Here is a 14,426-nt window from a genome sequence, read left to right as displayed (position 1 = left end):
ATGGTTAAATTCTACGTTGCAATAAACGTATAGGTAGACATAGGGGATAGCTTGATTTTTTCAATGCTTGCTTTTAATAAATGGATTTCTGATTCAATAAGATAACGCAGTTTTTCAGGCATTTCAATCGCTGCTAATTCTTCTTGATAATCAGCTAATGTCATATGTACTTCCCAATCCGCATCTTGTAAATCAGGCGAATGGATCGATTGTTCTTTGATGACTTCCCACCCCGCATCTTTTGCAAGTTTCCGAATATCCTCGGGGGTAAACAGTGTGCGTACATTGGCCGTGCTGTTTTTCTTGAAGGCTTCATATTGAGCTTGAATTAAAACAGCTAAAAAATGGGGGTATTGCTCAACGGAATTGATTGAGGGGTCCCATTCTGCAAAACAAAGCTGCTTTCCCCATTTTCTTAATATCTTTAACATCTTCGCTAATTCCTCAAAAGAACGTAAATACCATGAGCTATGTGATAAGACGATATAATCGAAATAATTGTCTGGAAACCTATGTGGATCTGTTAATATATCTGTCTCAAAATCAATCTTTATTCGGCTGCCGAGTGCTGAATTTTGTAAAAAAGTGACCGACTCACCTAATGTCAGCGGCGCTCCATAGTCAGCCGATGCGATATCGATTCCATGTACAAGTCCATTCTCACCGGTTAGATAGGCAAGTACGGCGGTAGTGTCACCTTGTCCGCAGCCTATTTCTAGTATTTTATTGCCTTTTTTGATTTCCCATGTTTCAGCTATGGTAAGCCGATGCTGTGTTTGGACTTTTTGAATGTTATTGGAAGAAGGCATACATGTAAGGATTTCCTCTATAATTTGCGCCATTTATTCCACTCCTTTTCCAAAATTATACACTATTCCGAAAGTTAATATAAAGGTATATTAAATTTTAAGTAAGCTAAAAGATATAGTAAAATATATGGAGAATGAAGAAACTAGAATAAAACGTTCTTCTTTCATTATAAATCCTATGCATGTCAGAAAGGCAGCGGTGTAATGAATTTTCCCATTGATATTACTCAGGAAAGAATAAAAGAATTAAAGGTAGAATTTACTCGATTCAGGATGGCTTATAAGTTCGCCTTAGATGAAATGACAACGAAACTTAATATCTTAAATGAAGAATTTAGCTATATACATGACTATAATCCAATTGAGCATATTAGTACGCGCTTGAAATCACCAGATAGTTTAATAAAAAAAGTCCTTAAAAAAAATATTCCATTATCGTTTGATCATATTAAAGATAATATAAGAGATATTGCTGGTATTCGTATTACATGTTCGTTTCGATCAGATATTTATCAAATCAGTGAAATGATCCAGTCACAACGGGATATAGAGGTTATCGATATAAAGGATTATATTACGAATCCCAAACCAAATGGTTATCGAAGTCTCCACTTAATCTTGAAGATTCCCGTTTTCATGTCAGACCGGGAAGAGTCTGTTTATGTGGAAGTTCAAATCAGGACCATTGCCATGGACTTCTGGGCAAGTCTAGAACATAAAATTTATTATAAATACAATCAGGAAGTTCCCGAAGAATTATTAATCGAATTAAAAGAGGCGGCTAAGACGGCATCAGATTTGGATAAAAAAATGGAAGACTTGCATAAAAAGGTCGCTGTCATTAAACAAGAAAAAGATTTAATCGGAGATGAAATGGTAAATATGATAAAACAAGTTTCCTTCCCTCAGATGTCAAACATGTTAAATGGGCTGCTAACTGAGGATAAAAATACATTGTGAAAGGATGAATAGAGTATCCTTAAGCCTACACTGTAGATCTAAACATCTGGTAAGTAACCCGCGATATAAATGTCGCGGGTTTACTTTTGATGTTTTTTTCATCTTATAGTGATTATCAGTTGTGTCGTTAATTTGAGAAGTTGGCATACGAAGAACCATTTCAAAACGGATTAGGAATCGGAAAAACGGATAAATAAAGACAGACGGTATTTTCCAATAATGTTATAACTAACAATTGAATAGTGTTTGGAAGAAGATTGTAGTGTGCTGATGATGAGGGGACAAGGCAAGGGTGGTGTGCCATACTGCTTGTGACAAAGGACCTACCTGAAAGTTATTCATATTTACGATTTATTTGTAATGACTAATTAAAAATGAAAAGCATAGGTTAATATTATTGACAAATAACAATTTTTTATTTAATAATAAGAACATAATTATAATTATTATAATTAATTATTGTTTTGATTATCAACACCATACACCTAGGAGGAACTTACTTATGTCATTAATAGGAAAAGAAATACTACCATTCAAATCACAAGCTTACAAAAATGGTGAATTTGTTGAAGTTACAGAAGCCAACTTTAAAGGTCAATGGAGTGTAGTTTGTTTTTATCCAGCAGATTTTACATACGTCTGTCCAACAGAACTTGAAGATTTACAAGATAATTACGAAACATTGAAATCACTTGGAGCGGAAGTATATTCTGTTTCAGCTGATACTCATTTTACACATAAAGCTTGGCACGATACTTCAGATGCAATTGGTAAAGTAACTTATACGATGATTGGGGATCCATCACATACACTTTGTCGTAACTTTGATGTGTTAATCGAAGAGGAAGGTCTAGCTGATCGTGGTACGTTTATTATCGATCCAGATGGTATCATCCAAACAGTTGAAATTAATGCAGATGGTATTGGCCGTGATGCAAGTACACTTGTTGATAAAATTAAAGCAGCTCAATATGTTCGTAATAATCCGGGAGAAGTTTGCCCAGCAAAATGGAAAGAAGGATCTGATACACTTAAACCAAGTCTCGATCTTGTTGGAAAGATTTAAGGAGTGCGATAAATATGTTAGATACAGATATAAAAGGACAATTAGCGCAATATCTTGAACTTTTGGAAGGCGACGTGCTGCTAAAAGTTAGTGCAGGCTCAGATAATGTCTCCCGTGACATGCTAGAACTGGTAGAAGAATTAGCATCCATGTCATCCAAAATCAAGATAGAGAAAACAGAATTACAAAGAACACCAAGTTTTAGTGTGAATCGTATCGGTGAAGATACCGGGGTAACGTTTGCTGGTATCCCTTTGGGACATGAATTTACTTCTTTAGTATTAGCTCTGCTACAGGTTAGCGGAAGAGCTCCAAAGGTTGACCAAAAAGTAATTGATCAAGTGAAAGCTATTAAAGGCGACTATCACTTTGAATCGTATATTAGTCTAACTTGCCACAATTGTCCCGATGTTGTGCAGGCCCTGAACTTGATGAGCATCCTGAACCCTGGCATTACACATACCATGATTGACGGTGCAGCTTTCAAAGAAGAAGTGGAAAGCAAAAACATAATGGCCGTACCAACAGTTTTCCTAAATGGTGAATCGTTTGGCAGTGGACGTATGACACTTGAAGAAATGCTGGCGAAAATAGGTAGTACTCCCGATGCCTCAGAGCTGGCTAATAAAGAACCATTCGATATGCTTGTTGTTGGGGGAGGTCCAGCCGGTGCGAGTGCAGCAATCTATGCAGCACGTAAAGGTATTCGTACAGGTATTGTGGCTGAACGCTTTGGCGGTCAAATCATGGACACCATGGGGATTGAGAACTTTATCAGTATGAAATATACTGAAGGTCCTAAGCTTGCAGCAACGCTTGAGGAACATGTAAAAGAGTATGATATTGATATCATGAATTTACAGCGTGCCAAAAGATTAGAAAAGAAAGAATTGATTGAAATTGAACTTGAAAACGGGGCTGTTTTAAAGAGTAAAGCAGTCATCCTTTCAACAGGTGCCCGCTGGCGCAATGTTGGAGTACCTGGCGAAGCAGAATTCAAGAACAAAGGGGTAGCATACTGTCCTCATTGTGACGGTCCATTGTTCGCAGGAAAACACGTAGCCGTTATTGGCGGCGGTAATTCTGGTATTGAGGCAGCGATTGATCTAGCAGGTATTGTGAAACATGTAACCGTTCTGGAATACTTGCCAGAGCTGAAAGCAGACTCGGTCCTGCAGGAGAGGCTTTACAGTCTGCCGAATGTAACAGTCATAAAGAATGTTCAAACAAAAGAAATTACTGGTACTGATAAGGTAAACGGGATTACGTACGTTGACCGCGATACAGAAGAAACCAGTCATATTGAATTGCAGGGTGTGTTTGTTCAAATCGGCCTTGTACCTAATACCGATTGGTTGGGTGAAACGATTGAGCGTGAACGTGGTGAGATTGTAGTAGATAAACGTGGAGCTACAAACTTACCAGGGGTGTTTGCTGCAGGCGACTGTACGAACAGTGCATATAAACAGATTATCATTTCCATGGGATCAGGTGCGACTGCTGCCTTAGGTGCATTCGATTATCTAATCCGAAATTAAAGATATAAGCCCAAATTCTCAGTAGTCCATTGAGAATTTGGGCTTTTTAAGTTCGTTCATTTTCGTGTGAACGTAGTGGAAATTGATTCTTCCAAAGTTCTACTAACCATTATTTAATTTTGCATACATTTCCATAGCATCACGCATAAACTCCGCCAGTCCCTCGCCGAACTGATCGGTATTCTTCCTAAATCGTTCATCATCTACGTACATTTGTCCTAAACTTGCGAAGGCCGCTAATGAGTATGTGCCTATTTTATTCAAATAAGTAAACCATTGTTCAATTCCTGCTTGTGCTTGAGGGGATTCCGGGGGTAAATGGCGAAGACCTGCTAGTTTAATGTAAATTTCGTTCATTTTTTCTCTTAGTTCCGGTCCTTTTTTGTTCGCTTCATCTACCGCTTTGTCACCCCAACGCTCCCTGGCTTCTTGTTCGTAGGGGTTCTTGCTAAAATCAAAGCCTTCAAACTTCTCTTCTTTGGTCATTACTAATTCACCCTTTCCATTTAGGATTGACTTATCAATCGTTTGGATCATCCTATCAAGCTGTTTACGTTTTGTGATGAGCATTTTTCTCTGTAATTCAAAGGCTTTCTGCCTGTCAAACGTAGGACTCCTCAGCAGCTCCTTTATCTTTTTTAAAGGAAAGTCGAGTTCACGAAAGAACAATATTTGCTGTAACGTCGCTAAATTATCGTCCGAATAAAGACGATATCCAGCCTCGGTCGTATGATCCGGTGTAAGCAAGCCAATGTCGTCATAATAATGAAGTGTACGTACACTGATACCAGTTAACTGTGAGACTTCTTTTACTTTCATTGCTCGCGACTCCCTTCACTTACTAACTATAAAACATGACGTAACGTTAGAGTCAACATGAAATTTGTTATATTTTTTTGTTAGAAGTAAATCTAGGCATAGAAAACTGCACCTCCAATGGTTCAATTACGTATCATTGGGGTACAGTTCGTCGAGAGACTTTATGTGTGTTAGGGGAGAGCATTCGAAGAAATGGAAAATTTGTAAAAAAAGCTATAAAATTTGTGTGATTCAACGTTAAACATCCGTATTTAAACCAATAATTTTCCACTCACCGTCAACTTGTTTAAAGTTTAAATTAATCATCGCAGGTGGGCCTGACTCGTCATTCCCTTTAATGAATACACGAATGCTATTGCCGATATTTTCATCCAGAGCTCCGTAGTACGTTATATGCCAATTTTCAATTTCTTTCGTTTTATCATAAATCGGAATGTGAGAGTTGCCGTCAATTTTTTCACTCAATCTATATAACCACTGGTCATCCGTAATTTTATATTCAAATTCCGTGGAAATGACGGATTTTAGCAGGGAAAGATCAGCTGTTTTCAAAGCAGTCATAAAATCAAAGGAAAGCGAACTCGTCTCAGCAAATGCTTCTTGTACGAGAATGGATTGATCTCTTTCTTTTATGAGACTCTCTACCTGTTGTTCTAATCGTTTTATGTCTGTTTGTGACGTAGTGGTCTCATGATCTGTCTTTTCGCTGCACCCAGCTAAAAAGGCAATGATAAGAAGCAAACATACCTGTCTTTTCATACTTGACTCCTCCTCAACTAACACATTTTAAGGTAGTATTCGACGAGGATAAGTAGATTCCTTTTCATTTTAGCTTATTTTCCATGTAATCTGCTAAAGGGATCAGTTTAAGATAGGGACTGGGCAGATCTGGATAAAAAAGAAGAATAATCGCAAAGACCCAGTCTAAGGCCAATATCACTAAAAAAAATTGTTTTTCCTTCTTTCTATCCTTTTTCAAGCGGGGCCATTCGAATAAGGCAATCAGAACAATCACGAATGTGACCGCAATACTATATAGCCATTTCATATTCTTCACCTCATTAATGTGCAGATCCCGCTCCGGTTCTTAGTACGTTAGCATGGATATCATATTCCACTTCTAGGTTAGGATAAATGTCGTCCCAATGATTCTTTGATTCATTCCATTGTTTTGGATATTTTCGATGAAACGCTTCACCAAATCCAAAGATGTCTGCTCTGTATTCCTTTTGTACTTTGTCTAACGTATTTTGCAAGCGTGCTTTTAGCTTCCCCTCTAGTTCTTTTTCAATAATTATGATATTTTTTGGGTCTTTTAAGTTCATTTGACTTTCGTTCATGATGATATCGTCTTCCGTATGAGCTTTGATGATCATTTTCCATTTGTTATCCTTAATGACGGGTTCTAGTGTCGTCTCGGCCCGCAGGAGCGTCATGGAAATATATCCGTTCCCATTTTTAGTATGGACAGTTACCTGAGATTCCTCTATATCGTTTTGTATCCATTTTACACCTCTTGTTAATTTGTCATCAATCGTACCTACCATCTTATCATCTTTAAAAATGGCTGATTCCAGAATAAACGGAATGGTTTGCTCCGGTTTGGATTTCTTTTGAGGTGGAACTTTTTTAATCATGGGAATAGACACATCACCTGAATTAAGCATGTCTAGTAAGTTGATTAAAGTCACATGTAACATCACTGTTTCTTCTGAGAAATCTGAAAGAACTTCTGACGGGCTGTAAAGAGAAGTTTCTAGCCCTAACATATCTTTGGCTTTTCCTTTTGTAATAAATACATATGCATGAAGACGAAACCGCGGATTTCTCACAAAATAATCCATTTTGTCTCTCAGCCCAGTCTTTGCAAGTTTTTCATTGATAATGATGACCTCTGTGTGTCCCCAAAAAATTTTTCTAGGAACGACTTTCTGAAGTTTTTCTAATGCATCCGGAATGGTCACTCCACGTCCTGTTCGAACGATAGGAAGCGTAATTCCTCCACTGCCGAGAGCCGTTCCTTCGGTTTCACTTCCAGCCCCGCTAGGAGTTTTCGGAACAGATATTTCAACACTTATTTCGATTTGGCCATTTTCGAGCATATCAATTCCGATGCCTCTTACTAAAGCTATCTCATTTAGCTCTTTACGGTCCCAGCACCCAGTAAGCAGCAAAGAGCTTACTAGAATCAGGCAGATCGGCTTATAGGTCATAACTGTCTTACCATCCTTTCCTTATAAAAGCGATAAGAAGAAGAAATAAGGGGAGAAACGTATAAATGATCGGACCGAGTATTCCAACAATTGTATGCATGTATACGTGATAAGCTGAAACATTTGGTACAAACCAAATGGCCAGTAATACATTTAAAAATAATACTGGAAATACGATTGGTCGATAGTCAGTTAGATTCAGCCATTGAGAGGTGCCGATTGTCAGCACATAATAGAATACATTTATTTTGATAAAGGCTCCTGCAATCCAAAACGCCATGACAACCGCTTCAATATGGGTTACGAAATTGCCGATATCTATATATTGGATGGCATTAATGAGCGGAGCATTCAACTCCCCAGTTGAAGTCCCTAAGGTTAAAAGGGAGATAATATTCATTAATACCAAGGTCATGGTGACAAATAATAAGGATATGAAGGACCATTTTTTTATATTTTTTTGGTCTTTTAATCTAGGAAGGAAAAAAGCCAGTACAATAAATTCACCGAACCAAAGATTAGAAAAGTATGCTCCTTTTATGGCTGGCATCAGCCCGTTACCAAAGATGGGGAAAATATGGTTTATATTTACATCCGGAAGAAGTAGGATAAATACTAAAATGAACACAAGAAAGATAACGGGCGTTAGAATTTGTGCCAGTCTTGCAATGACTTCAACCCCTTGACGAATGGCATAGGCACAAATCAAGGCCATACTTCCAAGTACAACAACCCGGGGAGTACGCGGGAGAAAGTAAGCATTGACGAACTCCCCATATTGCCAGGTTACTTGAATAGCTACACTTAAGGTATATATGAGGAATAGTGCGCCCAAAATTTTACCGGCAATTTTTCCAATGATTTTATTACTGTATTGAATTAAGGTATCATTTGGATAATAGCTGCCTAATTGAGTGACTGAAAAGACGGTAAGCACACCAAAAAGTGACGAAATAATTGGGGAAAACCAAAAATCTCGTTCGGCAGAACTATAACTAGCTGCGGGTAAATAGAGAATGGCCGTAACGGCTATAGCTGAATAAATGAGTATCCCTAATTGAAAGGATGAAATTTTTTCGGATCTGTCCAGATTAATCACCGCCTTGTTGAGGACCTGGTTTTTGATTAGGTCCTTGTCTGAATTTGTTGTACTTACCGGTAAAATGAGGACGTGTTGATTGCATCCACCATGGAGCGCGAATTAGGAAATCCTTGAAGCTGTTTTTTTGCATAGGAGCTATACCAGAAAGATAAGGTACCCCAAATGATCTTAACGTACATAGATGTGTCAGAATCACGAGCAGACCCAGCATGATTCCCAAGATGCCTAATGTTCCAGCGAGCGCAATCATTGGAAAGCGCAATAGCCTAAATGTTGCTCCAAGATTGTATCTAGGAATCGTAAAGGAGGCGATTCCCGTTAATGCTACCACCATCACCATTGGAGGCGAAACGATCCCAGCCTGAATCGCTGCTTGACCAACAACTAAAGCACCGGCAATACTGACGGCTGACCCAATTTGTTTCGGAAGTCTTACCCCAGCCTCGCGAAGAGCTTCAAAGGTAACTTCCATTATTATTGCTTCAACAATTGCGGGGAAAGGAACGATTTCCCGAGAGGTAGAAATACTAATAATTAACTTAGTCGGCAGCATTTCTTGGTGAAAACTTAAAACAGCCACGTAGAGTGACGGAAGCAGTAAAGAAATCCCAACATAAAAATATCGTAAAAGTCGCACGGCAGATCCTAAAATATACCGCTGATAATAATCTTCACTTGATTGAAGCAGCGATAAAAGTGTAGTGGGCGCAATCATTACAAAGGGATTTCCATCAACCAGAATAACCACTCTGCCTTCTAAAAGGCTTGCTGCACAGGTATCAGGTCGTTCTGTACTAAGTATCTGTGGGAACGGAGAAAAAGGGTGATCTTCTATCAGTTCTTCAATAGATTGTGTTTCGATTACTCCATCGATATCAATCCGTTTTAAACGGTCATAGACTTCAGTAACTAATGATTCATTGGCAAGGTTGCTTATATACATCATGGAAACATCGGTTTGACTGCTCCGTCCAATTTTTAACGTTTTTACTTTTAATTTTGGATTTCTGATTCTTCGTCTAATTAAAGCAATATTTACGTTTATGGTTTCAGTAAATCCATCTCGTGGACCTTTTACTACCTGCTCAGAAGATGGCTCTTCTATAGAACGTTTCTCATATCCAACTAGTTCAATGGCTGCACCCATTTTTTCGTGTTCGACAAGTAAAAGGGTGTTTCCCATTGAGATTTCCTGGATGCACGCTTCAATGGAGGTTATTGCCGATACCTTGGCAACAGATAGTTTTTCCTGTATCCACTGTGCCATATCTTTTTCTTGCGATTCGTTCTTCTCCATTAATGGTGACAGTACATTTGTATCTAATTCTGGAAAGTCAACCAACCCTACAAAATAAATCATCATGGCTTTTTTTTCACCATTAATTAAAAACGGACGAAATACGATATCTGAGCAATCCGCAAAAGCAAGCTTAAATGTATGTATATTCTGATTTAAATTAGAAGAAAGTTGATTAGAGTCACGAGTATTTTTTTGTTTAAAACGACGAAAAGGCATAACAAACCCACTTTCAAAAAAACAATAAATGTATACTGTTCATTTTTTCCATAGTCCGACTGATTATGTAAGAAAGGCGAAGAAAAGAATATTCTGACACAAAAAGCTGAGGTGGGTACACGACCCTTTATGGAACTTAAGGATGAAGGCTAGATTTTTCAATGAGATTTATATGTATTTAATTAAAAAATCACTTATCGAACATAGAAAATCTGATTTATGTAGGATAAAATGGGAATTAAAAGAGATGGGGGGATTATGTGCAAAAAACAAGTTATCAGGTGAAGTCACTTAACATAGGCAAGATTGAAACACATACGTATGGGAAGCGTAGTTTTGAATCTGCTATTGGAAAACAATCGATTAAAGGGCCTGTTTTTTTGGGGAAAAGAGGCTTACAAGGTGATGAGCAGGCGTTTAAGGATCATGGAGGTGAAGATAAAGCTTTATGTTTGTATCCTTATGATTACTACAGCTATTGGAATGGTATTTTTACAAGAATGGAAGAAGTGGCTTTGTTTGGTGAAAATATAACGGTTGTGGGATTGACTGAGCAAGAGGCACACATTGGAGATGTATTTTCATTCGGAGGCGCAGTCATTCAAGTATCTGAACCAAGAAATCCCTGCTACAAATTAGCCGCCAAATATGAGGTCCCAGATTTAGTTGTACGTATGAGAGACACTGGCTATACTGGATTTCTATTTAGAGTTTTAGAAGAAGGAAACGTGAGTCAACAAGATAATTTAGTACTTCTTGAACCACATGCAGAGCAAGTACCTGTTTCATTGGTCAATGACGTGAAGTTTTTTGATAAAATAAATAAAGAAAAGCTTGAAAAAGTTTTAGCAGTGGATGCCTTATCTTCTAGTTTACGGAGCAGCCTGCTAAAGCAATATTCAAGTAAAAAATAACCCTCTTGCAGAAGCAGAAGGGTTATTCTTTATCATATTTTTTGAGCCAAGCCGTAGTCGTTTTTATCATTTCATCCTGTTGATCTTTTACAGAGATTGTGGCGTTCTTATCCCCTTTTTGTGACCCATACATCCCGAAACCAGCATGATTACCGCCTTCAATTTGATGTAATAATACATCGGTAGATAATAAGGATTTTGTTTCTTTAATTTTTTCTGGGGTGGTTAATCCATCATGTTCGGCAAACAATGAAAGCATCGGTATGTCAGTATCAGAGAAGTCAGTTGAATCAGCCGGATAGGAACCTAGTAATATAACACCGCTAATTTCTTCTTGATGGGTATAGGCAAAACCTGATGCAGCCACACCCCCAAGAGAATGACCCTCCACATACCAATTTTTTATCTCAGGGTATTGCTCCATCACATCCTCCGCAATATTTTGATTAAAGATAGCGAAATTAAATGTCATTTGTGGAATAACAACCAGATAACCGGCATCAGCCAATCCTTGTGCATAATATCGATAGGCAGCAGGTTCCACTTTTGCTCCTGGATATAATACAATTCCTCCTTCTGCTTTCTCCTCGGGAGTGAGTACCAGCCAATTATCGACTACGTCAATCTCATCAATAGGGACAAGCGTTTCTAACTGATCCGTACCATCGTACGTAAATTGTGACCAGAAATAAAACCCAGCAAAACCGCCAACGAGTAAAATGACTGCAAGTAGGGCACTAATTTTTAAAAATTTTCTCATGCGATTTCCTCCCAATATCCATATTCTTTAAGTGTATATGAAAGTACTTCAAACGAGAACTATCAATATGTTAGACAACGTAAGTAGGACATGAAACCTATTACACTAATAAACGTAAAAAGAGATATAAAAGGAGGAATAAAAATGACTAATTTAGCAATGCAATGCAAAAGTTGTGAAGGGAAATCCTTTGTACAAGCAATGGACTTCGTTAATCTTCGCCCTATGGATAAGAAACTGTCCATTGGCTCAGAGAGAATCTTTACCGTTTGTTTAGACTGCGGAGAAGTCGTTTCGATAAAAGTGAAAAACCCTGAGAAACTAAAGAAAAAGAAGTAATTATGATAGTAGCCCCCCCCGACAAACAGCTAAACCCAGACCTCAGACGGGAATAATGCACCGCTAGACGGGAATCCGTGGTGCGTAGACGGGAATACGCTAGGCCCAGACGGGATTAATACGTTTTTCAGGAAAATCAACGTGAATTCCCCAACAGCGATCAAAGAAAGCGAGTCATTTTAAAAAAACTGCTAAACAAGATATCTGCTGGGGGATTAACGTAAGCATCTAGACCCTCAGACGGGAATAACGCACCGCTAGACGGGAATACATGGTGTGAAGACGGGAATAAGCTAGGCCCAGACGGGAATATGACGACCTTAGACGGGATTAATACGTTTTTCAGATTAAGTCCATATAATTGTGTAAAAAAAGAGAGTCATTTTATTCGCTCTTGGAAACAATGTTTTCACCATGAAAACACATTGAAAAGAGGGAATATAATGACTCAGTTACAGTTTAACCTTGATATCGATCTTTTAAAACTTTCCATTATGAATTCTAATCTTGATGCCGTGATTAAATCAGCGGTTGTGTTGATCTTAAATGAGTTTATGGAGAAAGAGAGAGACAACCATCTACAAGTTTCATCTTATGAGCGCTCTACCGAGCGTCAGGATTATCGAAATGGCTATTATGAACGTGATTTTACGATGAGTATTGGCAAGATTAAATTGAAGGTCCCTAGAACACGTAATGGCGACTTTTCCCCTTCTGTATTTGAAAAATATGCTCGGGTCGATCAAGCGCTCGTCCTTTCCATGTTAGAGATGGTAATCAATGGAGTTTCTACACGAAAGGTTACTCATATTGTCGAACAGCTATGCGGTGAAAATGTCTCAAAATCCTTCGTTTCATCGCTGACTGAAAAGCTTGATCCCATTGTTAATGGCTGGGCAGGGAGGCCCCTCAATACCACGTACTACCCCTTTGTTTTCGTAGATGCCATGTATATCAAGGTGCGTGAGCACCATCAAGTTGTCTCAAAAGCCGTATATATTGCGACTGCCCTTACGGAACAGAATAAGCGAGAGATTCTAGGGCTCCATGTAGATCATGTAGAAAGCTTTGAATCTTGGTCACAGTTCTTTAAGCAACTAAAATCCCGCGGTCTTCAATCCCCGAAACTGGTGATTTCTGATGCCCATCAAGGGTTAGTCAAAGCAGTCCAACGGGAATTCATTGGGACCAGCTGGCAACGGTGCAATGTCCATTTTAAACGGAACATTATCGAAAAACTGCCTAAAAAGGGATCATCTGATATTCGCTTGATGATTAAACGGGTATTTGAAGCAGTCACGATAGATGATATTCGTCTATTTAAAACGGAGTTAATAAATAAATTTGGTGAGGAATCAAAATATGAAAAAGCCCTTCAAATTTTGGATGAAGGGTTCGAAGACACCATTCAATACATGAATCACCCTGAAAAAATCAGGCAGCACATTCGTAGTACAAATTCGCTGGAGCGTTTAAATCAAGAAGTACGCAGAAGAGAAAGAGTAATCCGGATCTTTCCTAATACCCAATCTGCTTTCCGATTAGTAGGTGCTCTCTTAATGCAATATCAAGACACAGTTTACGACAAGAAAAAAGCATTGTCGAAGTAGTTATTTTTCAAAACTTCCATCATGAATCATTTCACATTCAAACAGGGCTGTCAAAGTGAAAAGCCTTTGACAGCTCTGCCCGAATGCGAGAGAAAATGGCCATGGAAGTTTCCAAAAAAAAGTGTAAGGTTAGGGTTTTGTGCAACTCTAAAAACAGTTTTTTATCCGTTTGAAAGCGTCCAATTAATCAGAGTGAAAACATTGTTAACGAATTTACACAATAATAAGGACTTGACTGTTTTTCAGGAAAATCAACGTGAATTCCCCGCCTAAATGAGGCAGCGATCAAAGAAAGCGAGACATTTTTAAAAACTGCTAAACAAGATACCTGCTGGGGGATTCACGAAAGCTTCCAGACCCTCAGACGGGAATAACACACCGCTAGACGGGAATCCGTGGTGCGTAGACGGGAATACGCTAGGCCCAGACGGGAATATGAAGACTTCAGACGGGATTATTGAGGTTTTCAGGAAATTCAACGTGAGTTCCCCGCCTTAATTAGGCAGCGATCAAAGAAAGCGAGTCATTTTTAAAAACAGCAAACAAGATACCTGCTGAGGGATTAGGGAGACTTCTAGAAACCTAGATGTGCGAATACATGGAATTATGCAGACTAAATAAGCTTGGATACATTCCTCATAAGTGTTATTCATTTTTTTTACCTCCTACGTTACTCTAGCTTCTCTGTTTATTTACCAAACTATTCATTTTGTTAACAAAAAACTCGATGGAAGAGATGATTGTATAGTAATATAGTTGGTAGGATAATTATGGTAGATA

The 14,426-nt window shown here is 38.4% G+C and carries 14 protein-coding genes; 6 read left to right on the top strand and 8 right to left on the bottom strand.

Translation table 11 applies throughout. The annotated features are described in order from the left end of the window. Positions 1–11 precede the first annotated feature (11 nt). Entirely contained in the window at positions 12–842 is an 831-nt protein-coding gene (locus MHI18_RS00595; RefSeq protein WP_340845460.1) for a class I SAM-dependent methyltransferase, read from the bottom strand. A 171-nt stretch (positions 843–1,013) separates the two neighbouring features. Here MHI18_RS00595 and MHI18_RS00590 point away from each other — a divergent pair, with 171 nt between their 5' ends. The 3 genes from MHI18_RS00590 (at position 1,014) to ahpF (ending at position 4,373) form a co-directional block, all read left to right on the top strand. Further along, a complete protein-coding gene (locus tag MHI18_RS00590; protein WP_340845459.1) occupies positions 1,014–1,769 on the top strand; it encodes a GTP pyrophosphokinase in 756 nt (251 codons plus the stop codon). 502 nt (positions 1,770–2,271) lie between these two features. Next, positions 2,272–2,835: an alkyl hydroperoxide reductase subunit C gene (ahpC, locus tag MHI18_RS00585; RefSeq protein ID WP_340845458.1), complete on the top strand. Its 564-nt coding sequence runs from the start codon at positions 2,272–2,274 to the stop codon at positions 2,833–2,835. 14 nt (positions 2,836–2,849) lie between these two features. Beyond that, positions 2,850–4,373, top strand: coding sequence for an alkyl hydroperoxide reductase subunit F (ahpF, locus tag MHI18_RS00580; RefSeq protein ID WP_340845457.1), 1,524 nt, complete (start codon positions 2,850–2,852; stop codon positions 4,371–4,373). A gap of 102 nt (positions 4,374–4,475) precedes the next feature. Here ahpF and MHI18_RS00575 read toward each other — a convergent pair whose 3' ends face one another. The 6 genes from MHI18_RS00575 to MHI18_RS00550 form a co-directional block, all read right to left on the bottom strand. Further along, positions 4,476–5,192 carry a MerR family transcriptional regulator gene (locus tag MHI18_RS00575; protein ID WP_340845456.1) on the bottom strand — a complete coding sequence of 239 codons (717 nt, stop codon included), beginning with the start codon at positions 5,190–5,192 and terminating at the stop codon, positions 4,476–4,478. 237 nt (positions 5,193–5,429) lie between these two features. Continuing rightward, entirely contained in the window at positions 5,430–5,951 is a 522-nt protein-coding gene (locus tag MHI18_RS00570) for a hypothetical protein (protein ID WP_340845455.1), read from the bottom strand. 64 nt (positions 5,952–6,015) lie between these two features. Next, positions 6,016–6,240, bottom strand: a complete 225-nt coding sequence (locus MHI18_RS00565; RefSeq protein ID WP_340845454.1) for a hypothetical protein — start codon at positions 6,238–6,240, stop codon at positions 6,016–6,018. 13 nt (positions 6,241–6,253) lie between these two features. Beyond that, complete coding sequence (locus tag MHI18_RS00560) at positions 6,254–7,405, bottom strand: Ger(x)C family spore germination protein (protein WP_340845453.1); 1,152 nt, start codon at positions 7,403–7,405, stop codon at positions 6,254–6,256. A 7-nt stretch (positions 7,406–7,412) separates the two neighbouring features. Then, positions 7,413–8,504, bottom strand: a complete 1,092-nt coding sequence (locus MHI18_RS00555; protein ID WP_340845452.1) for a GerAB/ArcD/ProY family transporter — start codon at positions 8,502–8,504, stop codon at positions 7,413–7,415. Continuing rightward, complete coding sequence (locus MHI18_RS00550) at positions 8,497–10,023, bottom strand: spore germination protein (protein ID WP_340845451.1); 1,527 nt, start codon at positions 10,021–10,023, stop codon at positions 8,497–8,499. Before MHI18_RS00550 ends, MHI18_RS00555 begins: the two co-directional genes overlap by 8 nt. Before the next feature lie 260 nt (positions 10,024–10,283). Here MHI18_RS00550 and MHI18_RS00545 point away from each other — a divergent pair, with 260 nt between their 5' ends. Then, positions 10,284–10,937 carry an MOSC domain-containing protein gene (locus tag MHI18_RS00545; protein WP_340845450.1) on the top strand — a complete coding sequence of 218 codons (654 nt, stop codon included), beginning with the start codon at positions 10,284–10,286 and terminating at the stop codon, positions 10,935–10,937. A gap of 22 nt (positions 10,938–10,959) precedes the next feature. Here the strand turns inward: MHI18_RS00545 and MHI18_RS00540 are convergent, their stop codons facing one another. Further along, a complete protein-coding gene (locus MHI18_RS00540; RefSeq protein ID WP_340845449.1) occupies positions 10,960–11,697 on the bottom strand; it encodes an alpha/beta hydrolase in 738 nt (245 codons plus the stop codon). 144 nt (positions 11,698–11,841) lie between these two features. Here MHI18_RS00540 and MHI18_RS00535 point away from each other — a divergent pair, with 144 nt between their 5' ends. Both MHI18_RS00535 and MHI18_RS00530 read left to right on the top strand, forming a co-directional pair. After that, positions 11,842–12,036, top strand: a complete 195-nt coding sequence (locus MHI18_RS00535) for a hypothetical protein (RefSeq protein ID WP_340845448.1) — start codon at positions 11,842–11,844, stop codon at positions 12,034–12,036. A gap of 443 nt (positions 12,037–12,479) precedes the next feature. Continuing rightward, the gene (locus tag MHI18_RS00530; RefSeq protein ID WP_340845447.1) at positions 12,480–13,646 is read left to right on the top strand and encodes an IS256 family transposase; all 1,167 of its coding nucleotides are present in this window, start codon (positions 12,480–12,482) and stop codon (positions 13,644–13,646) included. Positions 13,647–14,426 lie beyond the last annotated feature (780 nt).

Source organism: Peribacillus sp. FSL H8-0477 (assembly GCF_038002765.1).
Lineage (GTDB): Bacteria > Bacillota > Bacilli > Bacillales > DSM-1321 > Peribacillus.
The sequence above is the reverse complement of the archived record's forward strand: the minus strand, read 5'-3'. Positions and strand labels throughout refer to the sequence as shown.

Coding starts and splice junctions, on each gene's coding strand:
- MHI18_RS00595 (WP_340845460.1), bottom strand. CDS start 842: ATGGCGCAAATTATAGAGGAAATCCTTACATGTATGCCTTCTTCCAAT.
- MHI18_RS00590 (WP_340845459.1), top strand. CDS start 1,014: ATGAATTTTCCCATTGATATTACTCAGGAAAGAATAAAAGAATTAAAG.
- ahpC (WP_340845458.1), top strand. CDS start 2,272: ATGTCATTAATAGGAAAAGAAATACTACCATTCAAATCACAAGCTTAC.
- ahpF (WP_340845457.1), top strand. CDS start 2,850: ATGTTAGATACAGATATAAAAGGACAATTAGCGCAATATCTTGAACTT.
- MHI18_RS00575 (WP_340845456.1), bottom strand. CDS start 5,192: ATGAAAGTAAAAGAAGTCTCACAGTTAACTGGTATCAGTGTACGTACA.
- MHI18_RS00570 (WP_340845455.1), bottom strand. CDS start 5,951: ATGAAAAGACAGGTATGTTTGCTTCTTATCATTGCCTTTTTAGCTGGG.
- MHI18_RS00565 (WP_340845454.1), bottom strand. CDS start 6,240: ATGAAATGGCTATATAGTATTGCGGTCACATTCGTGATTGTTCTGATT.
- MHI18_RS00560 (WP_340845453.1), bottom strand. CDS start 7,405: ATGACCTATAAGCCGATCTGCCTGATTCTAGTAAGCTCTTTGCTGCTT.
- MHI18_RS00550 (WP_340845451.1), bottom strand. CDS start 10,023: ATGCCTTTTCGTCGTTTTAAACAAAAAAATACTCGTGACTCTAATCAA.
- MHI18_RS00540 (WP_340845449.1), bottom strand. CDS start 11,697: ATGAGAAAATTTTTAAAAATTAGTGCCCTACTTGCAGTCATTTTACTC.
- MHI18_RS00535 (WP_340845448.1), top strand. CDS start 11,842: ATGACTAATTTAGCAATGCAATGCAAAAGTTGTGAAGGGAAATCCTTT.
- MHI18_RS00530 (WP_340845447.1), top strand. CDS start 12,480: ATGACTCAGTTACAGTTTAACCTTGATATCGATCTTTTAAAACTTTCC.